General features: G+C 42.6%; 21 protein-coding genes. 20 read left to right on the plus strand and 1 reads right to left on the minus strand.

Going from position 1 to position 21,063, the window contains the following annotated elements; genetic code table 11:
• Positions 1-83 precede the first annotated feature (83 nt).
• The 19 genes from sleB to MFF31_RS15715 all read left to right on the plus strand — a co-directional run bounded on the left by sleB (position 84) and on the right by MFF31_RS15715 (position 18,689).
• Positions 84-857 (plus strand): spore cortex-lytic enzyme, encoded by a 774-nt coding sequence (gene sleB, locus MFF31_RS15625; protein WP_238189052.1) that lies wholly within the window; start codon positions 84-86, stop codon positions 855-857.
• A gap of 90 nt (positions 858-947) precedes the next feature.
• The gene (gene yfmF, locus MFF31_RS15630; RefSeq protein ID WP_375541318.1) at positions 948-2,258 is read left to right on the plus strand and encodes an EF-P 5-aminopentanol modification-associated protein YfmF; all 1,311 of its coding nucleotides are present in this window, start codon (positions 948-950) and stop codon (positions 2,256-2,258) included.
• Between the two features lie 3 nt (positions 2,259-2,261).
• Positions 2,262-3,545, plus strand: a complete 1,284-nt coding sequence (gene yfmH / locus MFF31_RS15635) for an EF-P 5-aminopentanol modification-associated protein YfmH (protein WP_238189056.1) — start codon at positions 2,262-2,264, stop codon at positions 3,543-3,545.
• Positions 3,542-4,291 carry an elongation factor P 5-aminopentanone reductase gene (gene ymfI / locus MFF31_RS15640; RefSeq protein ID WP_375541319.1) on the plus strand — a complete coding sequence of 250 codons (750 nt, stop codon included), beginning with the start codon at positions 3,542-3,544 and terminating at the stop codon, positions 4,289-4,291. Before yfmH ends, ymfI begins: the two co-directional genes overlap by 4 nt.
• Before the next feature lie 105 nt (positions 4,292-4,396).
• Positions 4,397-4,648: a DUF3243 domain-containing protein gene (locus MFF31_RS15645; protein ID WP_238189058.1), complete on the plus strand. Its 252-nt coding sequence runs from the start codon at positions 4,397-4,399 to the stop codon at positions 4,646-4,648.
• Between the two features lie 169 nt (positions 4,649-4,817).
• Positions 4,818-5,585 (plus strand): DUF3388 domain-containing protein, encoded by a 768-nt coding sequence (locus tag MFF31_RS15650; RefSeq protein ID WP_197933830.1) that lies wholly within the window; start codon positions 4,818-4,820, stop codon positions 5,583-5,585.
• Positions 5,586-5,603: 18 nt separating this feature from the next.
• Positions 5,604-6,515, plus strand: a complete 912-nt coding sequence (locus MFF31_RS15655) for a helix-turn-helix domain-containing protein (protein ID WP_238189060.1) — start codon at positions 5,604-5,606, stop codon at positions 6,513-6,515.
• Positions 6,516-6,553: 38 nt separating this feature from the next.
• Positions 6,554-7,045 carry a YajQ family cyclic di-GMP-binding protein gene (locus MFF31_RS15660; RefSeq protein WP_238189061.1) on the plus strand — a complete coding sequence of 164 codons (492 nt, stop codon included), beginning with the start codon at positions 6,554-6,556 and terminating at the stop codon, positions 7,043-7,045.
• A gap of 189 nt (positions 7,046-7,234) precedes the next feature.
• Entirely contained in the window at positions 7,235-7,810 is a 576-nt protein-coding gene (gene pgsA, locus MFF31_RS15665; RefSeq protein WP_238189063.1) for a CDP-diacylglycerol--glycerol-3-phosphate 3-phosphatidyltransferase, read from the plus strand.
• Positions 7,811-7,895: 85 nt separating this feature from the next.
• Complete coding sequence (locus MFF31_RS15670) at positions 7,896-9,143, plus strand: competence/damage-inducible protein A (protein ID WP_238189064.1); 1,248 nt, start codon at positions 7,896-7,898, stop codon at positions 9,141-9,143.
• A gap of 232 nt (positions 9,144-9,375) precedes the next feature.
• Positions 9,376-10,425 (plus strand): recombinase RecA, encoded by a 1,050-nt coding sequence (gene recA / locus MFF31_RS15675; protein WP_282570499.1) that lies wholly within the window; start codon positions 9,376-9,378, stop codon positions 10,423-10,425.
• A gap of 59 nt (positions 10,426-10,484) precedes the next feature.
• Positions 10,485-11,189, plus strand: coding sequence for a RecX family transcriptional regulator (locus tag MFF31_RS15680; RefSeq protein ID WP_238189066.1), 705 nt, complete (start codon positions 10,485-10,487; stop codon positions 11,187-11,189).
• A 192-nt stretch (positions 11,190-11,381) separates the two neighbouring features.
• Positions 11,382-12,932: a ribonuclease Y gene (rny, locus tag MFF31_RS15685; protein ID WP_238189067.1), complete on the plus strand. Its 1,551-nt coding sequence runs from the start codon at positions 11,382-11,384 to the stop codon at positions 12,930-12,932.
• Positions 12,933-13,015: 83 nt separating this feature from the next.
• A complete protein-coding gene (locus MFF31_RS15690) occupies positions 13,016-13,810 on the plus strand; it encodes a TIGR00282 family metallophosphoesterase (RefSeq protein WP_238189068.1) in 795 nt (264 codons plus the stop codon).
• 137 nt (positions 13,811-13,947) lie between these two features.
• On the plus strand, positions 13,948-14,208 hold the full coding sequence (locus MFF31_RS15695; RefSeq protein WP_006036664.1) for a stage V sporulation protein S: 261 nt from the start codon (positions 13,948-13,950) through the stop codon (positions 14,206-14,208).
• Positions 14,209-14,305: 97 nt separating this feature from the next.
• The gene (locus MFF31_RS15700) at positions 14,306-15,247 is read left to right on the plus strand and encodes a dipeptidase (RefSeq protein ID WP_238189069.1); all 942 of its coding nucleotides are present in this window, start codon (positions 14,306-14,308) and stop codon (positions 15,245-15,247) included.
• A gap of 182 nt (positions 15,248-15,429) precedes the next feature.
• Positions 15,430-17,163, plus strand: a complete 1,734-nt coding sequence (locus MFF31_RS15705; RefSeq protein ID WP_238189071.1) for a 2-oxoacid:acceptor oxidoreductase subunit alpha — start codon at positions 15,430-15,432, stop codon at positions 17,161-17,163.
• A 3-nt stretch (positions 17,164-17,166) separates the two neighbouring features.
• Entirely contained in the window at positions 17,167-18,033 is an 867-nt protein-coding gene (locus MFF31_RS15710) for a 2-oxoacid:ferredoxin oxidoreductase subunit beta (protein WP_238189073.1), read from the plus strand.
• An 83-nt stretch (positions 18,034-18,116) separates the two neighbouring features.
• Positions 18,117-18,689, plus strand: a complete 573-nt coding sequence (locus tag MFF31_RS15715; RefSeq protein ID WP_238189074.1) for a phosphate propanoyltransferase — start codon at positions 18,117-18,119, stop codon at positions 18,687-18,689.
• A gap of 69 nt (positions 18,690-18,758) precedes the next feature.
• Here MFF31_RS15715 and MFF31_RS15720 read toward each other — a convergent pair whose 3' ends face one another.
• Positions 18,759-20,249, minus strand: coding sequence for a DHA2 family efflux MFS transporter permease subunit (locus tag MFF31_RS15720; RefSeq protein WP_238189075.1), 1,491 nt, complete (start codon positions 20,247-20,249; stop codon positions 18,759-18,761).
• Positions 20,250-20,429: 180 nt separating this feature from the next.
• Here MFF31_RS15720 and MFF31_RS15725 point away from each other — a divergent pair, with 180 nt between their 5' ends.
• Positions 20,430-21,047, plus strand: coding sequence for a TetR/AcrR family transcriptional regulator (locus MFF31_RS15725; protein ID WP_238189076.1), 618 nt, complete (start codon positions 20,430-20,432; stop codon positions 21,045-21,047).
• The last annotated feature ends 16 nt before the right edge of the window (positions 21,048-21,063 follow it).

Raw genomic sequence — 21,063 nt, forward strand, 5'->3', positions numbered from 1 at the left:
AGAAGACGGTGAACTTTCTCATACTAGAGTTAGGTAACGCTACCTTAAGCGAACTAACTTGCAAGAGAAAGGCAGATCCCAACATGAGAAATCGTTTGATAGCGGTGACCTCGATCGTCGTTCTGTTAATAATCGGTTCTTTCTCCCTAACGAAGGGGCACTTTGGGGGATCGACCGAAACGTTTAGCAGTGCGACGATAAAGGTTGGTTCATCAGGTCAAGACGTTTATGAGTTACAAGGACGTCTAAACTATTTAGGTTACTACAACGGCAAAATTGACGGCGTATTCGGTTCTAAGACGAAAGGCGCTGTTACCTGGTTTCAATGGAAGTTTGGTCTAAAGTCTGATGGTGTAGTTGGAGCGGGAACGAAGAAAAAACTTGTTGCTGCAACAAAAGATTGGAAGCCAGGTATTGCGAAGGTGGAATCTGCGAAAGCCCCCGCCACTGATGGTGGAAAAGGAAAAGGGAGCAAACTATCGAAGTCTAATCGAATGGGTCTAACTGAAAATGATCTACAGATTATGGCTAACGCTGTTTATGGGGAAGCGCGTGGTGAGCCGTATGAAGGACAAGTTGCAGTTGCGGCTGTCATATTGAACCGTGTTAGATCACAGAGCTTCCCTAATACCGTATATGGTGTTATCTTTCAGCCTAGAGCTTTCACTGCTGTAGCAGATGGTCAAATTTATTTGACACCTAATGCAAAAGCTCGTGAAGCAGTTGAAGATGCCCTTAATGGATGGGACCCGTCAGGTGGATGTCTGTATTACTTTAATCCCGATACAGCAACATCAGCTTGGATCTGGACAAGAACACAAATAAAGACGATCGGCAAACATATTTTCTGTATGTAACGATACCATAGTATACCGTTAAGATGAAAGGAAGCAGCCGCTTTTGCCATGTGCAGCAGTGGTTGCTTCTTCCATTTCGTATAGGTTAAAATGGTAAAAACAGCATCGCTGAAAGGAGCAAACCGCGTGGCCTCATTTGAAAGAGGGCAGCATCAGCGCATTCGGCTGCATGTACTGCCTACAAAGCGATTCAAAACGTTTGCAATTTCCCTCTTTGCTGGCCTTCCACTCAGTGAAGAGACAGTGACGCCTGTTGCTCTAATTCCGTTTGTGCTTCGCAGAGGCACAGCCAATACGCCAGAAACGATTGCTTTTCGCGAGAAGCTAGACGATTTGTATGGTGCTGGTTTTGGATTCGATGTATATAAACGTGGAGATTCGCAAGTCGTGCAATTTCGGATGGATGTAATCAATGATCAATTTGTCTCATCAGAGCAGTCTCTGCTAGAATCTTCACTTCGCTTTCTTGGTGATGTTTTAACTGATCCTTGTAAGGAGAATGAAGGATTTAGAACTAAATATGTTGATGCAGAGAAAGCAACTCTCCGTAAACGGCTTGAAGCAATCGTTAACGATAAAATTAGATATGCAGCTGAACGATGCCTAGAAGAGATGTGTGCAGATGAACCTTACCGTTTGCATCCGCTAGGCAGAATAGAAGATATTGATGCTATTACACCTAGCTCATTGTACCAACAATATGAAAATTGGCTCCAAAATGCAGCACTAGACCTGTATGTTGTTGGCGATACGACACTTGAAGAAGTTTCAAAACTTGTGGGCGAAGCGTTTAAGTTGAAGGCAGGAGCACCTTCGACATATACGAAACCTCAAGTTAACCATCCTGTCTCAGAAGTTAAATATGTAGTTGATGAGATGGAAGTGAGCCAAGGCAAGCTGAATATGGGCCTTCGTACGGGCATCGGATATGGAGATAAATTGTACGCTGCAGCATTAATGTACAATGGTATCCTTGGCGGATATCCACATTCGAAGCTTTTTGTGAACGTAAGAGAGAAAGAAAGCTTAGCCTATTATGCAGCTTCTCGTTTAGATGGGCACAAAGGTTTATGTACAGTGCAATCGGGCATTGAATTTGCTAATTATGATAAGGCTGTTGCGATTATTAAAGAGCAGCTCGATAGTATGGCTAAAGGTCAATTAACCGATCTAGAGTTGAATCAAACTAAAGCCATGATTTCGGGGCATCTCCGTGAACTACAGGACTCTGCCAACGAGATGCTTGCCTATGATTTCAACAGTGTGCTTACAGGCAAGGAAAGATCAGCAGATGAGCTGCTGAATCAAGTCCAGGCAGTTACGGTCGACGATATTGTGGAGGTTGCTCGTAACGTTCAACTAGACACCGTCTACTTCTTGCGTGATCGAAAGGAGGCATAAGCTATGGAGACGTTGAACTACCCTAATGTGCAAGAGACGCTGCATCGTGAAGTGCTTGATAACGGCTTAGAGGTAATTGTATTGCCGAAGGAAGGTTTTAACAAAACATATGCAACCTTCTCAACAAAATATGGATCAATCGACAATCGTTTTTCTGTTGGAGATCAAGAGCCTCTGAAAGTACCGGACGGCATTGCTCATTTTTTGGAACATAAGATGTTCGAAGAGCCAGAAGGAGATATTTTCGCCACATTTGCATCACAGGGCGCATCTGCTAACGCTTATACAACATTTGATCGCACAGTCTATTTATTTTCCGCTACAGAACAAATCCATGAAAATATAGAGACTCTTATCAATTTTGTTCAAAACCCTTATTTCACAGATACGAATGTGGAAAAGGAAAAGGGGATTATTGAGCAGGAAATTAATATGTATCGTGATAACGCAGATTGGGTCGTTTATTTTGGGCTGATTGATGCTCTTTATCACAGTCATCCTGTTCACATTGATATTGCCGGTACAGTGGAGTCCATCTGGAAGATAGATAAAGAAACGTTGTACCGTTGTTATGAAACCTTTTATCACCCTTCGAATATGTTGCTCTTTGTAGTCGGTGGCGTTGAGGCTGAGGATGTGTTCAAGCTGGTAAGAGAAAATCAAGCTGGTAAAACATTCAAGCCACTGGGTGAAATTAAACGCTTTTTCGAAAATGAACCAACAGGAGTGAAAATTGCGCGCAAAGTGGCTAAACTGCCTGTCTCATTACCGAAATGTATGTTAGGGTTTAAGGAAAAGAATCTAGGTTTTGTTGGTAACGATCTTCTTCGTCATGAAGTTTTGACTAAGTTGATGCTGGATGCATTAATCGGACCCAGCACAAAGTTATATCAATCCCTTTACGAGCAAAACTTAATATCCGATTCATTTGGACATGAATATAACTCCAGCAACGATTATGCATTTTCAGTAATTGGCGGAGATACGCCGGATCCTGACCAATTGATCAATCAACTAAAGTCAGCCATCACGGAAACGATTGAAAAGGGTATAGAGCAATCAACGTTCGAACGTTCCAAACGAAAAAAAATTGGTAGCTACTTGCGCATGCTGAACTCCCCAGAATCAATCGCAGGTGAATTTACTCGTTATCGCTTTCGCGAGAGCGACATGTTCGACGTATTAGCCTTCTACGAAAGTTGTACTCTTGAAGAGGTTAATGAACGTTTACGCGAGCATTTTGATTTCAATCAACTCGCAGTATCTGTCGTCGAGAAGAGTAAATGATGAAAACGTTACAAGAAACGACGGTATTGATTACCGGTGGGAGCCGCGGCATCGGCGCAGCAATTGCAAAACGATTTGCCGCGGAAGGTGTCAATATCGTTATTCATTATTTAGAGTCGCATGAAAAGGCAAATGAAACAGCAAGAATGTGTATGGCGATGGGTGCAAATGTAATGACTATTTCAGCTGATCTTCGTTCTAGAGATCAGCTGGCACGAATGCGTGACAAGCTGGACAGTCATGGCTTTAGACCCGACATACTCGTTAACAACGGTGCCATCTCGCATTATGGGCTGCTTTCTGATGTGTCAGAGCAGGAATGGGATGATGTAATGTCGGTTAATTTAAAAGGTATGTTTCTGTGCTCACAGCTCTTTATGCCGCATATGATTTCACAGCGCTTTGGACGTATCATTAACGTTTCATCGGTATGGGGCATGTCTGGCGCTTCTTGCGAAGTATTGTACTCAACGACTAAAGGCGGCATGAATGCATTCACAAAGGCGCTAGCTAAAGAGCTCGCGCCTTCTGGCGTGACTGTTAATGCGGTAGCTCCAGGAGTCGTTGATACCTTAATGATGGATGGATTTAATCCAGAGGAGAAGGCTGCACTGCAGCAGGAAATTCCTGCTGGACGATTCGGCTCTGCTGAAGAAATCGCCTCATTAATCTATTTCTTATCATTACCGGAATCTTCCTATATTACTGGTCAAATTATTAGTCCTAATGGTGGATGGCATACATAATCGTTTTTACGTGATCGATATCCTTATGAATAAGAAATGTCCCTAGAGCGCAATATAATGACTGTTGATGATTCTTTTCTTAACCAAATAAGGAGGCGAAGAAGCATGTCAACTGTCCTTTCGAATTTCAAGACATGGAAACATTTTTTGGCTGACCGTGTAACTCAAGCGAAGACGATAGGTCTTACTGAAGAGACGATTGCGAATCTGGCATTCGAGATCGGATCATTCCTTGATGAAAAGGTCGATCCTAAAAATGAAGAAGAACGTGTGTTGAAAGAGCTTTGGGATGTAGGCGACGACGAAGAGCGGAAAACTGTTGCAAAATTGATGGTTAAGCTCGTCGGGAATACGTAGCACTTATATAGGTGCAGAAAAGCCTCCGAACTGGAGGCTTTTCTGCAATGTTTCTTTCATTTGCAGGATTATGACGAAATTTGTAGAATAGTCATTATGATATACAAAGGAGCAATACTTGATTTTTGTTCTTATTATATTTATCATTCAAGTTTAGGACGGTGACACATTGGAAACAAAGCAGTGGTACATGGAATACAAGATACATAAGAACCGCCCCGGCCTTCTTGGTGATATTGCATCATTGCTTGGTATGTTAGAAGTAAACATCATGACCATTAACGGAGTTGAAGATCGTACTCGGGGCATGTTACTGCAAACCAATGACGATGAGAAGATTGAGCTATTAGGTAAAATGCTGCAAAAAGTAGATAACATTACTGTTAATAAGCTGCGTACACCTACAATCGTCGATATTTTAGCTGTCCGACATGGACGTTATATTGAAAGAGATAGCGATGATCACAAAACGTTCCGTTTTGTTCGAGATGAACTTGGTATTTTGGTTGATTTTTTGGGCGAGGTGTTCAAGCGTGATGGCAATCAAGTAATTGGACTAAGAGGTATGCCTCGTGTAGGTAAAACAGAGTCGATTATCGCTGGTAGCGTATGCTCCAACAAGAGGTGGGCATTTGTTTCCTCTACACTTTTGCGCCAAACAGTACGTAGTCAATTATCTGAGGAAGAAATGCAGCCGAACAATATCTTCATTATCGACGGAATCGTGAGTACAATTCGTTCAAATGAGAAACATTATTCATTATTGCAAGAAATTATGGCGATGCCTTCAACAAAAGTTATTGAGCATCCAGATATTTTTGTGAAGGAATCACAATATGATTATAGTCACTTCGATATTATTATCGAATTGCGCAATACGCCAGACGAGGAAATTTCTTATGAATCATTTACTGCCAACTACACGGACGATTTCTAATCGGAAGGAGGCATATTTATGTCTGATTTAGGTGCGTTGCTTCGTAAAGCGAGAGAACAGCGAGGATTATCGTTAGATGACTTGCAAGAACTAACGAAAATTAGAAAACGATACTTGGAAGCGATCGAAACTGGCAACTATGACATCTTGCCGGGAAACTTCTATGTCCGTGCATTTGTTAAGAACTATTCCGAGGCAGTTGGACTTGACCCGGATGAAGTATTACGCCTCTATCAGCATGAGGTGCCTGCATCACCTGTCGACCAGACAGTTGAGCCAATTCCAGTTAGAAAACCTAGACGTATGAAGTCGCAAGCGTCAGAGAAGTTTGGGAAAATTGGCTTTAATCTATTAATTTGGTGTTTTCTCTTTTTAATCGTGTTCGTCGTGTGGTATTATGCGTTTAGCAAAGATTCTGGCGACACCAAAAAAGTGGATGAAACACCTATCACTGATGTATCCAAGAAACCAGAAGTTACGGACAACAACATAAATGCAGGAACCAGTACTGCGCCAATTGCTACACCAACACCGACGCCGCAAGAGCCTACAACCGTAACGTTTAGCAGCAAAGTGCGTAAAGCGGATAAATATGATATCGGTCCCGCTGGTGTAATACATAAGGTTGAATTAAAAGTTACTGGTGGACGCAACTGGATTGGAGTTCGTGCTGGAAGCATAACAGGAGAGAAACTTTTCTTTGAAAATGCAGAGGACGGAGCCGTTCAAAGCTACGATCTTACGCAGCCTCTTCATATTAATGTGGGACGCGCAGATTTAATTGAAATTACGGTGGATGGTGTGCTTGTTCCAGATGGTGATCGTTCAACTTCTAAGCAACTGTTGCTTAATCCGTTGCTGGAAGAGGTAGAAGGCGGCATGGAATCTTCCATTCCGGAAACAACTGAAGAGCAAACGCAAAGTCAATAAGCCATCCAAAAATAATGGATGTGAAGGAGAGAATAGTAATGAGTTCGGAAAGTTCGTTTGATATCGTATCTAAAGTTGATATGCAAGAATTGGTAAATGCTATTGCTCAAGCTGAACGTGAAATCGAAACCCGATTTGACTTCAAGGGAAGCAAGAGCAGCATTAAATTGGAAAAAGAAGAGCTTGTAATCGCTTCTGATGATGATTACAAGCTTAAAGCTGTTATTGACATCTTATTGACGAAGATGATCAAACGTGGTGTACCAATCAAAAATATGGATTATGGTAAAATTGAAGGTGCATCTGGCAATACGGTTAAGCAGCGCATTAAGCTTAGACAAGGCATTGAGCAAGATGTATCGAAGAAGATCAATATTATGATCAGAGACTCCAAGTTGAAGGTAAAGAGCCAAATCCAAGGTGATCAACTTCGTGTAACAGGTAAAAGTCGTGATGATCTTCAAGCAGTTATGGCAATGCTTCGAGGCGCTGATTTGCCCGTGGAGCTGCAATTTACGAATTACAAATAATCATCGTTTTTGATGTGATCACTTAGCAGACTAACGGTAGAAATGTAGTATAAATTGGGCGTTCTATGTATAACGCACCTAAAATAGACGGTAAAGTGTTCATTGCAATTGTTAGCACAGAAATCGGTACTATTAGAAGGATCGCGTTAAAGATGCATATGAGTTTGACCTGTCTAGGGAGGGTATCGCGTGAACTTAGCGAATCGTATTACGCTGGCTAGAATTTTTCTAGTTCCGGTCATCATGTTTTTTCTGCTAATTAAAATGGACCTAGGTTCTGTCAGCATCGCTGACTTTACGATCTCATACAATCAGATCGTGGCAGCAGTGATATTCATCATTGCAGCAAGTACAGACGGCCTTGATGGTTACATTGCTAGGAAAAACAAGATTGTAACGAATTTAGGCAAGCTTTTGGACCCGCTGGCAGACAAACTGTTAGTCGCAGCAGTACTTATCTCTTTGGTTGAGATGGACAAGCTGGATGCACTAATTGCTATCATTATTATTAGCCGTGAATTTGCAGTTACAGGTCTTCGCCAAATTGCTTTGCTCGAAGGTTCGGTAATGGCAGCAAGCACTTGGGGCAAGTGGAAGACAGCTATTCAAATTACGATGATTATTGCTCTTCTTATTAACAATTTCCCATTTGCATTAATTGACTTCCCATTTGACGTAATAGCAAGCTGGGTTGCTGCAGCGATAACGGTATATTCAGGTGTCGATTACTTTATAAAAAATAAACATTTAATACCAGTTGAGTAGTAAATAGAGCACTTTCCCAACATTGGGAGGGTGCTTTTCCCTATCTCAAAGCTAATCGATATTTATTCAAGGAGGCATGTGAAGGATGAGGGCAGAAATCATTGCGGTAGGTACAGAGTTGCTGCTTGGACAAATTGTAAATACAAACGCGAAAGTATTATCTCAGAGACTCGCTGATTTGGGGATTGATGTTTATTTTCAAACGGTAGTGGGTGACAATGCTGATCGTCTTCGTCAAGCGATTGAAATTGGAAGAAGTAGGGCTGATCTTCTCGTTTTTACTGGCGGACTAGGCCCTACGCAAGATGATTTGACCAAAGATGCGCTCGCCCATTATTTAAATCTGAAATTAATAATCCACGAACCATCGATGACAGAAATCGAACGGGTATTTTCTTCACGCGGGATGGAGATGGTCCTGAGCAATCGTCGTCAGGCACTAATGATTGAAGGAAGCGAACCACTAGAGAATACAACGGGACTAGCCCTTGGCAACGCTTTGAAGGTGGATGGAACACTTTATCTTCTCTTACCAGGACCACCGAAAGAAATGAAGCCGATGATTGAGGGACCTGGAGAGACTTGGCTTCGTACGATGATGGGGGAGGAGAAACCGCTCTTTTCACGGTTATTGAAATTTGCTGGTATTGGTGAATCGAATTTGGAAGCTAAGCTTATCGATCTCATTGAAGCCCAAAGTGACCCTACTATTGCGCCATATGCAAAGGTAGGAGAAGTTTCTATACGCGTTTCAACAAAAGCAATGACTGCTGAGGAAGCAGATCATAAGATCGATCGTGCAGTTGAACAAATCAAAGAGAGACTTGGCGAGCATTTGTATGCTCAAGAGGATGTTTCTATTGAGACTGAGATTGTTAGAATGCTCAGAGCCTCCAGACGCCGTCTAGCGAGCGCAGAGAGCTGCAGTGGGGGTTTATTCGCTGAACTCATCACAAACGTGCCTGGCAGCAGTGGTGAATTCGTGGGGGGCGTTGTAACTTACACGAATATGATGAAGAATAGGTTGCTCGGTATCCCAATGACTCAGCTCGAAGGAGATGGTGCTCCTGGAGCGATTAGCGAATCGACTGCGGCGATGATGGCAGAAAGTGTTCGTGATCTGTCAGACTCCGACTTTGGCGTTTCATTGACAGGTGTAGCGGGTCCTGCAGAAGCGGAAGGAAAGCCAGTTGGACTCGTTTACTTTGCTATCGCTGAGCGGGGCAAAGAAACGGTCGTGCATACGACCCATTTAAGCGGCGGTCGTGATATGATTCGATTACGGGCAGTTAAGGCCGCTCTATATCGTTTGTGGCAAGCACTACAGGCATAGGGGAACGTTGACATTTATTGTTGTCAAACGCTGAAACGACCGTTATAATAGACAAATATCGGAAGAACCGTGGCGAGTCTAACTTGCTGCGGTTTTTTTATGTTCACTTACATTTAGGGGGGAGAGAGTGCCTCAGACACAAAAAGTACGAATGTGTGTTCGAAAAAAGTGTTGGCAACCTGTCTGAAATAAGGTATGATACTAATTATAAATAGTGAAGGATGTGAGTATCTTGGCGGATCGTCGCGCAGCTTTAGATAATGCTCTTCGTCAAATAGAGAAGCAGTTTGGTAAAGGCTCCATTATGAAGTTAGGTGAATCCACACACATGCAGGTAGAGACCGTGCCTAGCGGCTCACTTGCTCTAGATATTGCTCTTGGAATAGGCGGACTGCCGAGAGGACGCGTAATTGAAGTATACGGACCGGAATCGTCAGGTAAGACGACTGTTGCACTTCATGCGATTGCTGAAGTACAACGTATCGGCGGACAAGCCGCATTTATCGATGCAGAGCATGCACTTGATCCGCTATATGCGAGCAAGCTTGGCGTTAACATCGACGAATTGCTTCTATCACAGCCAGATACGGGTGAGCAAGCACTTGAAATTGCAGAAGCATTGGTACGTAGTGGTGCTGTTGATATTATTGTTATTGACTCTGTTGCTGCACTAGTACCAAAGGCTGAGATTGAAGGCGACATGGGTGATTCCCACGTAGGTTTGCAAGCGCGTCTTATGTCCCAAGCATTAAGGAAATTGTCGGGTGCGATTGCTAAATCGAAAACAATTGCGGTCTTTATTAACCAATTGCGTGAGAAGGTCGGCGTAATGTTCGGTAACCCGGAGACTACTCCTGGTGGACGCGCATTGAAATTCTACTCTAGTGTTCGTCTAGACGTTCGCCGTATTGAGACGTTGAAGCAAGGAAATGATATGGTCGGTAACCGTACTCGTATTAAGGTCGTGAAGAATAAGGTAGCCCCACCATTCAAACAGGCTGAGATCGATATTATGTACGGAGAAGGTATTTCTCGTGAAGGCAGTCTGATCGATATTGGTGTGGAGCTTGATATCGTGCAGAAGAGCGGTGCATGGTTCTCCTACAGCGGTGAACGATTGGGACAAGGCCGTGAAAATTCAAAACAATATTTGAAGGATCATCGTTCCGTTTCTGATGAAATCGAGAAAAAGATTCGTGATGCAAGCAATTTGTCTGCAACTGCTAAGCAAGCGGACTTCTCGGGTAATCAAGAAGAAGATGACTTCGACGATTTAGATTAATAGATGACATCGCCGCTCGCTTATTGAGCGGCGATGCTTTTTTTAGGAGGCAATTAATTATGATAGTCGATTTGAGTGAAAATGAAGATAATTTTCTTATTTTATCTGTTCGACGCGATAAAAGTGAGAAACGGCGATATCTCATTTTTGCATATGGAGAAGAACCTATTCTTTCAGTACATGAAGATATTCTTATCCGTTTTCGTTTAATGAAGGGACAATTCATAACGAAAGAACAAATAGAAGAAATTCGATTTGAAGATGGAAGGTACCGAGCGTATGCGATGGCAATTAATTACTTGGGTTCGAAAGCTCGGACACGGAAGCAACTGGAGCAATATTTGCTGCGCAAAGAACTGGATTTTGCCAGCATCCAATATGCTCTTGACCGTTTAGAATCAGAGCAACTTGTTGATGATGAACAATATGCCCGTCAATTTGCGACAAGTAGATTACGTAGCGGATTAAAAGGCAGACTCATGATTAAGCAAGAGCTGCAACAAAGAGGTGTGCCAAAGGAAACAGCGGCGGATGCACTTTCAGAATTGGATCGCGAGAGCGAATTAAGCAGTGCGATGGCGCTTGCAGCCAAAAAAAGCAGGAGCTTAAAAGGCGAGACAGCACAGCGGAGAACGAAGCTTATGGGTTTCCTACTTCGGCGAGGTTTTCCTAGTGATATTGTTAGAGAAGCTATTAAATCAGTTGAGTGGAACCCTTCCGAAGACGATAATGAGGAAGATGATTGCGTTTTGCTTGACAATTGATTTTATGAAAAGCTAAAATGAGGTTGTATTCTTTCAAAATTTGAATCAAGTTTTCTTCCAAAAGTTGATTCAAATCGATTATTTTCGTCAAATTGGTACATTCGGTACATGATGAAACGGTTTGGAAACCGGTTAAAAACCTAATATCATCCCAAGCAATGCCTTGGTGTATGCAACAAGGAGGTGAACAAGATGGGAGATGTAAACATCTGGATCTTGATTCTAGTAAGTATCCTTGTTGGCGCAATTTTCTTTGGGATTGGTTATTTTTATCGAAAGTCGATTGCCGAGGCGAAAATTTCTAGTGCTGAGCAAGCTGCTGTCCAAATCGTAGAAAATGCGAAGAAGGAAGCAGAAGCACAGAAAAAAGAAACCGTGCTTGAGGCGAAAGACGAAGTCCACAGACTTCGTACAGAAGCTGATAAGGACATTCGTGAGCGACGCAACGAAGCGCAACGACAGGAAAGAAGACTGCTCCAAAAGGAAGAGTCGCTGGATAAAAAATTAGAAGCGTTAGAGCGCAAAGAAGAAACTGTTGCCAATAAGGAAAAACGAATCGAAGAAACTCAAGAGCAGATTGACTCCATTTATAAGCAACAGCTTAGTGAGCTAGAACGTATTTCGAGCTTAACAATGGAAGATGCGAAATCGATTATATTAACTAATGTAGAGCAAGAAGTACGTCACGAAACTGCACAAATGATCAAAGAGATCGAGCAGCAAGCGAAGGAAGAGGCCGACAAGAAAGCACGAAACATTATTTCGCTAGCGATTCAGCGTTGTGCAGCCGATCATGTGGCAGAGACAACGGTATCCGTTGTAACGTTGCCTAATGAAGAGATGAAAGGTCGCATCATTGGTCGTGAAGGCCGTAATATCCGTGCATTGGAAACATTGACCGGTATCGATCTCATTATCGACGATACACCGGAGGCGGTCATCTTGTCAGGATTTGACCCGATCAGACGTGAGATTGCACGTACATCTTTGGAGAAGTTGGTTGCAGACGGACGTATCCATCCTGCTCGTATTGAAGAGATGGTTGAGAAATCTCGTAAAGAAATTGACGAACGCGTACGTGAGTACGGTGAGCAAGCGACTTTCGAGGTTGGTGTTCATGGACTTCATCCGGATCTGATCAAAATACTTGGTCGATTGAAATATCGGACAAGCTACGGTCAAAATGTTTTGAAACATTCTATGGAAGTCGCATATTTGACAGGTTTGATGGCAGCAGAGCTTGGCGAAGATATTACGCTGGCAAAACGCGCAGGCTTGCTTCATGATATCGGCAAAGCACTTGACCATGAAGTGGAAGGCTCTCATGTTGAGATCGGTGTTGAACTTGCTAAGAAGTACAAGGAACATCCGGTTGTTATTAACAGTATCGCTTCTCATCACGGTGACACAGAAGCAACTTCCGTTATCGCAATGCTTGTAGGCGCAGCAGATGCATTGTCCGCTGCACGTCCTGGAGCACGACGTGAAACTCTAGAAACGTACATTAAACGTCTAGAGAAGCTGGAAGCTATTACAGAATCGTTCGACGGCGTTGAGAAATCGTACGCGATTCAAGCAGGCCGCGAAGTTCGTGTTATGGTTCAACCAGAGAAGATCGATGATACAGAAGCGTTCCGTCTTGCTCGAGACATTACGAAAAAAATCGAGAGCGAACTCGATTATCCGGGACATATTAAAGTTACGGTTATTCGTGAAACGAGAGCAGTGGAGTACGCGAAGTAAAGAAAATAATATGCAATGCAGAAAAGTGGCTGCCATTCAGCCACTTTTCTGCATTGATGAGCATAAAAAGGAAGGTAAATGGCATGAATGTATTATTTATCGGGGACATCGTTGGAAATGTAGGTAGAAATGCTTTGAAGCAAGTTTTGCCGGCTCTGAAGGATAAATATAATCCGCATATCATTATCGTTAACGGTGAAAATGCAGCGGCAGGTAGAGGGATTACAAAAACGATTGCTAGAGAGTTTTTTGAATGGGGCGTTCATGGAATCACGATGGGTAACCATACGTGGGATAATAAAGATATATTCGAGTGGATTGATGACGAGCCTCGTATCGTTAGACCAGCGAACTTTTCCCATGAAGCGCCGGGTCAAGGTATGTCGATTATTCAAGGAAACGGGAAGAAACTTGCAATTATTAATTTGCAAGGACGAGTGTTTCTTCCGCCAATCGACTGTCCGTTTCGTACAGCAGATGAATTGATCGATATCGCACAAGAACACACAAAAGCGATATTAGTTGATTTTCACGCAGAAGCTACATCGGAGAAAATTGCAATGGGCTGGTACTTGGACGGAAGAGCTTCAATCGTATTGGGAACGCATACACATGTTCAAACAAATGATGATACGATTTTGCCTGGCGGGACAGCTTATTTAACTGATGTTGGTATGGTTGGATCAAAGGAAGGCGTGCTCGGAATGGAGCGCAGCGCTGTTATTCACAAATTTTTGACTCAAATGCCGGTACGGTTTGTTGTAGATGAAGGAAAATGGCATTTGCATGGCTTGTCCGTTCAGATCGATGAAGCGACTGGAAAAGCTACCAAACTGGTCAAAATAAGATTAACCGAAGACGATTGGCTTCTCATGTAGAGAAGCTTTTTTTATTAAAAGTCTGATTATTCAGAACTATTAGATAAGTGGTTCTAATAAAAGCAGGAATCTTTATCCTTCTCTCGAATACTATTTAAAAGTGGAATCCATCCAACATTCCAGGGGAGGTTCTTTAAATGGATGTATTAAAAGTATCAGCAAAGTCCAATCCAAATTCCGTAGCAGGCGCGTTGGCAGGTGTTCTACGTGAACGAGGAGGCGCCGAATTACAAGCGATTGGTGCTGGAGCGCTCAATCAAGCCATTAAAGCAGTTGCGATTGCGCGGGGCTTTGTTGCTCCCAGCGGTGTAGATCTCATTTGCATCCCCGCGTTTACGGATATTGTGATTGATGGGGAAGATCGTACAGCTATTAAATTAATTGTAGAACCACGCTAACAGGGTAACACCACTCTCATACGGTTCGATTTGTTGGCCTGTTTACGTTGTAAACAGGTTTTTTGCACTGATAATGTTGAGAGAGGAAGTGCCTTAAATGAAAGTGATCGACTTTCATTGTGATGTGTTGTGCAAATTATTGCTCGATGAAAAACTTAACTTTAAAAATGATGAATCTGGTTCCTTAGATGTGACGTACAAGAGGCTGCAGGATGCAGGCACACTGTTACAAACATTTGCAATATATATTCCCAAAAAGCTGAATGGAAATATGACTCCTATTCTGGACAGTATTGATCTGTTTTATGAAAAAGTACTTACTTGTCCCAATATACATTTGGTTCTTACATCTGATGATTTGGAATATTGCATAGAAGAAGGTAAGATTGGCGCATTATTGTCATTGGAAGGTGTAGATGGGTTACAAGGTAATCTTGCGATGTTGCGCAACTTGCATCGGCTTGGCGTGCGGGCCGCAGGACTAACTTGGAATCAGGCAAATTGGGCAGCAGACGGTGTAATGGAACAAAGAGGAGGTGGATTGACAGCCAAAGGGGTTGAATTAATAAAAGAATGCAACGACCTTGGCATTATGCTGGATATGTCTCATCTATCAGAGAGAGGGTTTTGGGATGTAGTCAAATTATCGGACAAGCCAGTATTCGCCTCTCATTCCAATGCGAGAGCAATATGCAATCATCCGAGGAATTTAAATGATCAACAGATCAAAACGATAATAGAAGCTAACGGAATAATAGGTATTACATACGTACCGACATTCCTTAATTCTAGCGGCAAGGCTACAATTGATGATATTATTCGTCACATTGATTACATAGGATCAATAGGTGGGGAAAATCATATAATGCTAGGATCAGATTTCGATGGCATAGATGTTTACGTAGAGCGGCTTGCGCACCCTGGGCAAGTAATTGCCTTAAAAAATGCTTTGCTTAAACGCTATTCAGCAAATCAAACCGAGGGGTTTCTATCTAAAAATGCACTTCGATTTCTGAGAGGACAACTTTCTACGAGCTAATCCTCTATCGATCTCGAAATGATATGATATTAATCTAAACAAACTATCGTTTATACAAGCGTTTTCATCTTGCAAAACTGCGGTTACAAACATAAAATTGTTGTGACTATTATCATTTCTATTATATAATGGCTAAATTGTCGAAAATCATGCACCTTAATGGAGCAGAGGAGATGGGCACTTTGATTAGTCAATTGTCTTGGAAGATCGGCGGCCAGCAAGGTGAAGGCGTAGAGAGTACCGACCGAATCTTTTCCACGGCGCTAAACCGATTAGGATATTATTTATATGGGTACCGTCATTTCTCATCACGTATTAAAGGCGGACATACTAACAATAAAATTCGTATTAGCACGAAGCCTATTCGCGCGATTTCGGATGACCTGGACATCCTTGTGGCATTCGATCAAGAGAGTATTGATCTTAACGCTCACGAGCTTCGTTCTGGTGGAGTAGTTGTTGCAGATGCAAAGTTTAATCCGACTATACCAGAAGGTGTCGATGCAAAACTGTTTGCAGTTCCAATTACGAAGATGGCCGAGGATCTCGGTACGTCATTAATGAAGAACATGGTAGCATCAGGAGCGTCTTGGGCTTTGCTAGGCTTGCCGATTGAAGTATTTAATAAAGCAGTAGAAGAAGAGTTTGGACGTAAAGGTCCGGCTATCGTTGAGAAAAATATTGAAGCTGTTAGGCAAGGTGCTGAATTCGTGTTGGAGCAGGCTGGTGGGCCACTTGACGAGTTCAAGCTCGAAGATGCCGATGGAATGCAAAAGCTGTTTATGATTGGGAATGAAGCGATTGGACTTGGAAGCTTAGCAGCGGGTTGCCGCCTTATGTCAGCATATCCAATCACTCCCGCTTCGGAAATTATGGAATACTTGATCAAGAAACTTCCGAAGTTTGGCGGCACAGTCGTTCAAACAGAAGATGAGATCGCTGCCGCTACGATGGCAATTGGTGCAAACTATGCTGGCGTGCGTACAATGACCGCTTCAGCGGGTCCTGGACTGTCTCTAATGATGGAGGCGATAGGTCTTGCGGGTATGACAGAAACTCCGCTAGTTATCGTTAATACACAGCGTGGAGGTCCATCGACTGGCTTGCCTACAAAGCAAGAACAATCGGATCTTAACGCAATGGTTTATGGAACACATGGTGAAATTCCGAAAATTGTAATCGCACCTGCATCAATAGAAGATTGTTTCTATGATATGATTGAAGCTTTCAACCTGTCAGAGCAATATCAAGTGCCAGTAATCGTAATGACAGATTTACAATTGTCACTAGGCAAGCAGTCTTGTGATACACTGGACTTCAGTCAAATTGCGATTTCCCGTGGCAAGCTTGTAAAAGATGCTCCACCACTTGAAGGTCATGCGTTGTTCAAACGTTATGAACTAACGGATGATGGCATCTCACCAAGAGTATTGCCCGGTGAAAAGGGCGGTATACATCATGTGACCGGAGTTGAGCATGATCAAGTTGGTCGTCCATCGGAAAACGCTGTCAACCGTCAAAATATGATGGATAAGCGACTTGGGAAACTTAATAATCTAGCGATCAGAGATGCGCTTCGTATCGATGCACCGCATAACAACCCTGACCTCCTGATCATTGACATGGGATCGACAGGCGGTACAATTGATGCAGCTAGAGTGCATTTGTCCCAAGATGGTATAACGAGCAATCATATTACGATTCGTCAAATACATCCATTCCCAACGGATTTGCTTAAACCTTATATGGTTAATGCCAAGAAGGTTATTGTCGTCGAGAACAATGCAACAGCACAGCTTGCCGGTCAAGTGAAAATGAATGTAGGTTTAGCAGAGAAAATGGAAAGTCTGCTGAAATATGATGGTAATCCATTCCTTCCGCTTGAAGTATATAAAGCTTGTAAGGAGCTGAGTTAAGAGATGGCGACATTTAAAGAATTTCGTAATGATTTGAAGCCAAACTGGTGTCCGGGCTGTGGAGATTTCTCCATTCAGGCTGCTATTCAACGTGCAGCTGCTAATGTTGGTCTTGAGCCACATGATCTTGCAGTTATATCTGGTATTGGCTGCTCTGGTCGTATATCCGGTTACATCAATGCTTATGGACTACATGGTATACATGGTAGAGCTTTGCCAATAGCTCAAGGGGTTAAGCTTGCGAATCGTGAGCTAACAGTTATTGCTTCGGGCGGCGATGGTGACGGCTTCGCAATCGGTATGGGGCATACTGTTCATGCTATTCGTCGTAACTTGAACATTACCTACATTGTGATGGATAATCAAATCTATGGGTTGACTAAAGGACAAACTTCACCGCGCAGTGCGGAAGGTTTCAAAACAAAATCGACACCGGAAGGCTCGATTGAAACGACCTTGTCTCCACTTGAGATTGCTATGTCTGCAGGCGCTACGTTCGTAGCTCAATCGTTCTCAAGCGACCTGAAGCAATTGACGGGATTGATCGAACAAGGGATTAAACACGAAGGATTCTCCCTAATTAATGTGTTCAGCCCTTGCGTTACATTTAATAAAATTAATACGTACGACTGGTTTAAAGAAAATATCGTGAACTTGGAGCAATTCCCAGATTACAATCCTTCGGATCGTATCGTAGCGATGAACAAAATAATGGAAACAAACGGATTGCTTACAGGTTTGATCTATCAGAATACGTCCCGCAAATCGTATGAGGATATGGTTACTGGCTTTAAAACAGAAGGACTTGCAAAGCAGGATTTGAAAATGACACAAGAACAATTCGACCAACTTGTGGCTGAATTTAAATAAGTGCTATGATAAGCATGCGGCTTATGAGTCGTATGCTTTTTATTTCACAAACAACATACATAGAAAACGGAGAGTGACACACCATGATTAAACAAGTGCCAGTAGGCGTTTCAGCAAGACATATTCACCTCTCAGAAGAGCATGTTCACATTTTATTCGGACAAGGTTACAGTTTGACAGAAATGAAGGCTCTTTCCCAGCCAGGACAATTCGCAGCAAATGAAACTGTTGCGGTTGTTGGTCCGAAAGGTACTTTTGCAAAAGTTCGTATTCTTGGACCAGTTCGTAAAAGCACTCAGCTTGAAGTATCGCGTACAGACGCATTTGCACTTGGCGTAAAACCTCCGGTAAGAGAATCCGGTCAAATAGCAGGTTCAGCAGGTATTACGCTACAGGGACCGGCTGGTGAAGTTACAATCGAAGAGGGCGTAATTATTGCAGCGCGCCATATTCATTTCCATACTAGTGATGCAGAAGCGTTTGGTATTACGGATAAGCAGAAGCTTCGTGTCCGTGTAGGCGGAGAACGTGGAGTTGTGTTCGAGCATGTAGTAGCTCGAGTATCCGAAGACTTTGCACTTGATATGCATATTGATACAGACGAAGCGAATGCCGCGGGTGTTAATAACGGAGATCTAGCGGAAATCGTAGAATAGAAACATAAGAAAAAGATGCTAAGCAGTGGTCTAGACCATTGCTTAGCATCTTTTTTGTTTTAAATAAAATTAATGTCCCATCATCATAGACATCTCTTGCTTCTCGCCGGTTGGACTTGTTTCTTCTTGTTGCTTTGGCTTACGAAGCAGCAAGGCAACTATAATACCGAGGACACCGATGCCCGCAAGAACTAGGAATACATCACCATAAGTCAAATAAGGAATGTTAGGTCCTGGACTTTCGATTGTGTGATGCTTCATTCTGCTAGCCAGCAATGTAGATAAACCAGCGATAGCAAATGATGTCCATACTTGTTGTGCTGCACCAGTTAGAGATGTAACACGACCAACAAGATGTCTTGGAGCAGATTGAATAATATGGGTGTTAAGCGGCATCATGGAGAAACCCATGCCGGATCCAAGCAGGACAAGCGGAACCATAATTTGTGGAATAGTTGTTGTAGCGCTCATAAACGATAACAAGAATGCGCCTGTTGATACGAGTATTAAACCAAATACAACAACTGGCCTTGCACCGAACTTGTCAAACAACTTACCGCCGATAGGCATGAATATACCAGCTGCAAGTGCTTGTGGCAACAGAATTAATCCAGTTTCGAAAGCGGAGTAACCTTTTACCCCAATTAAAAAGATAGGGAAAAGAAAGAGTGTGCCGAATAATGCAATTTGTACGATCCATTGCAAAATGATTCCGCGAGTAAAGTCGCTCGATTTAAAGACACGAAGCTCCAATAGTGGTTGTTTGCGGCTTAGTTCTACAATAATAAACAGAATTAAAGCAACGCCGCCTACAATAAGACCAATTAACGTTTCTGGAGATGTCCAGCCGTTTCCAGGACCATGTTCGCCGCCAGCTGAGCTGATACCATAAGCAAGCATAGCAAATGCAAGTGGAGCAAGAATGATACCAAGAATATCAAGTGCAGGAACAGTCTGACGCTCCAAATTAGGAAGTGTTTTTAATCCTACAAATACAGCGATAATTCCGATTGGCAAGTTGATCAGGAAGATCCAGTGCCAAGTTGCAAATTCGACTAGATATCCGCCTACAACTGGTCCAAGTGCAGGTGCAAGCAACATTGGTATACCGATCATACCCATAACCGCACCTTGCTTTCCTGGAGGGCTGAGGCGATAAGTAAAGGCCATCGCAATTGGTGCGACCATGCCTCCGCCGAGACCTTGAAGAATCCGGTATATAATGAGTTGTTCGACAGTTGTTGCAAATGCGCAAAGAACAGAACCGATCGTAAACAAAACGATTGAAATCAAGAAAATTCGTTTTGCGCCAAAACGATCAGATAACCATCCTGCTAGCGGAATAACCGCTGCTTGAGCAAGAGCATATCCCGTAATGGTCCATTGAACCAAAGTGAACGTACTCTCGAAGTCCTCCATGAACTGATTGACTGCAACGTTCATAGCTGTGCCGTCCAAAATAACCATGAACATACCAACAATGATAGCCATGAGCGGCAGCATAATACTCTTGATGGTAACTTCTCCAGAGCTTGTTGCTTTGGATGATACTGATGACATCAAAATTCCTCCTATCCCTTTAAAGGGTTTATCTCTCTCAATGATTGACCTGTTATTGCGCCGAGGCTACAATAAGAGGTGTGAATCATTTAGCGGACAATTGTCCGCATTACTGAATAATACGGACGATTGGGCTAAAAGTCAATCGGATTTTTTGTATTTATGTGAGGAGAATACACAATGGCGGATTCTGAAAATAGTCGGACAAAGGAAGCGGTTAGCAAATCAATATTGCATACAGCTACTCAATTGTTCAGTGAGCATGGCATTGATTGCGTGAGCATGCATCAAATAGCAAAGACTGCCGGAGTAGGTCAAGGAACACTTTATCGCAGATATTCCAATAAAGCGGACTTATGTATAGGTATGATGCAAGAGAACTTTGATCGTATACGTTGTGATGTATCGAATTACTTAACGAATGCTTCTACATTATCTGTCCAAAGTAGATTAAAAGGTATTATTGCCATTATTGTTGCGTTTCTTGATGAAAAATCTGGGATGTTAGGTATTATACATGCTCATCAGCTTCTTGAAAAAAATAAAGATGATTTTTATACATCGCAGCCATATCATTTCCTGCATGGAATGTTAAGTGATTTGCTTAATAGTGTGGATCAAGATAGTCTGATGCGTAACATTGATGTGGAGTTTGTTGTACATTCTTATATTGCAATATTGTCGCCGCATACGTATAGGCATCTTGTTCAAGTGAAAGGGTATACAAAAGATCAAATCTATGAACAGTTTTGTGAAATGTACATCGATCCTCTTTTTCGGAATATAGAACAGGGGTAAACCTATCCTACGATGG

Source organism: Paenibacillus sp. L3-i20, assembly GCF_022180385.2.
GTDB lineage: Bacteria > Bacillota > Bacilli > Paenibacillales > Paenibacillaceae > Pristimantibacillus.

Excerpts from the sequence above, each read along its gene's own strand:
- sleB (WP_238189052.1), top strand. The coding sequence starts at position 84 with ATGAGAAATCGTTTGATAGCGGTGACCTCGATCGTCGTTCTGTTAATA.
- yfmF (WP_375541318.1), top strand. The coding sequence starts at position 948 with ATGGTAAAAACAGCATCGCTGAAAGGAGCAAACCGCGTGGCCTCATTT.
- yfmH (WP_238189056.1), top strand. The coding sequence starts at position 2,262 with ATGGAGACGTTGAACTACCCTAATGTGCAAGAGACGCTGCATCGTGAA.
- ymfI (WP_375541319.1), top strand. The coding sequence starts at position 3,542 with ATGATGAAAACGTTACAAGAAACGACGGTATTGATTACCGGTGGGAGC.
- MFF31_RS15645 (WP_238189058.1), top strand. The coding sequence starts at position 4,397 with ATGTCAACTGTCCTTTCGAATTTCAAGACATGGAAACATTTTTTGGCT.
- MFF31_RS15655 (WP_238189060.1), top strand. The coding sequence starts at position 5,604 with ATGTCTGATTTAGGTGCGTTGCTTCGTAAAGCGAGAGAACAGCGAGGA.
- MFF31_RS15660 (WP_238189061.1), top strand. The coding sequence starts at position 6,554 with ATGAGTTCGGAAAGTTCGTTTGATATCGTATCTAAAGTTGATATGCAA.
- MFF31_RS15670 (WP_238189064.1), top strand. The coding sequence starts at position 7,896 with ATGAGGGCAGAAATCATTGCGGTAGGTACAGAGTTGCTGCTTGGACAA.
- MFF31_RS15680 (WP_238189066.1), top strand. The coding sequence starts at position 10,485 with ATGATAGTCGATTTGAGTGAAAATGAAGATAATTTTCTTATTTTATCT.
- rny (WP_238189067.1), top strand. The coding sequence starts at position 11,382 with ATGGGAGATGTAAACATCTGGATCTTGATTCTAGTAAGTATCCTTGTT.
- MFF31_RS15690 (WP_238189068.1), top strand. The coding sequence starts at position 13,016 with ATGAATGTATTATTTATCGGGGACATCGTTGGAAATGTAGGTAGAAAT.
- MFF31_RS15695 (WP_006036664.1), top strand. The coding sequence starts at position 13,948 with ATGGATGTATTAAAAGTATCAGCAAAGTCCAATCCAAATTCCGTAGCA.
- MFF31_RS15700 (WP_238189069.1), top strand. The coding sequence starts at position 14,306 with ATGAAAGTGATCGACTTTCATTGTGATGTGTTGTGCAAATTATTGCTC.
- MFF31_RS15710 (WP_238189073.1), top strand. The coding sequence starts at position 17,167 with ATGGCGACATTTAAAGAATTTCGTAATGATTTGAAGCCAAACTGGTGT.
- MFF31_RS15715 (WP_238189074.1), top strand. The coding sequence starts at position 18,117 with ATGATTAAACAAGTGCCAGTAGGCGTTTCAGCAAGACATATTCACCTC.
- MFF31_RS15720 (WP_238189075.1), bottom strand. The coding sequence starts at position 20,249 with ATGTCATCAGTATCATCCAAAGCAACAAGCTCTGGAGAAGTTACCATC.
- MFF31_RS15725 (WP_238189076.1), top strand. The coding sequence starts at position 20,430 with ATGGCGGATTCTGAAAATAGTCGGACAAAGGAAGCGGTTAGCAAATCA.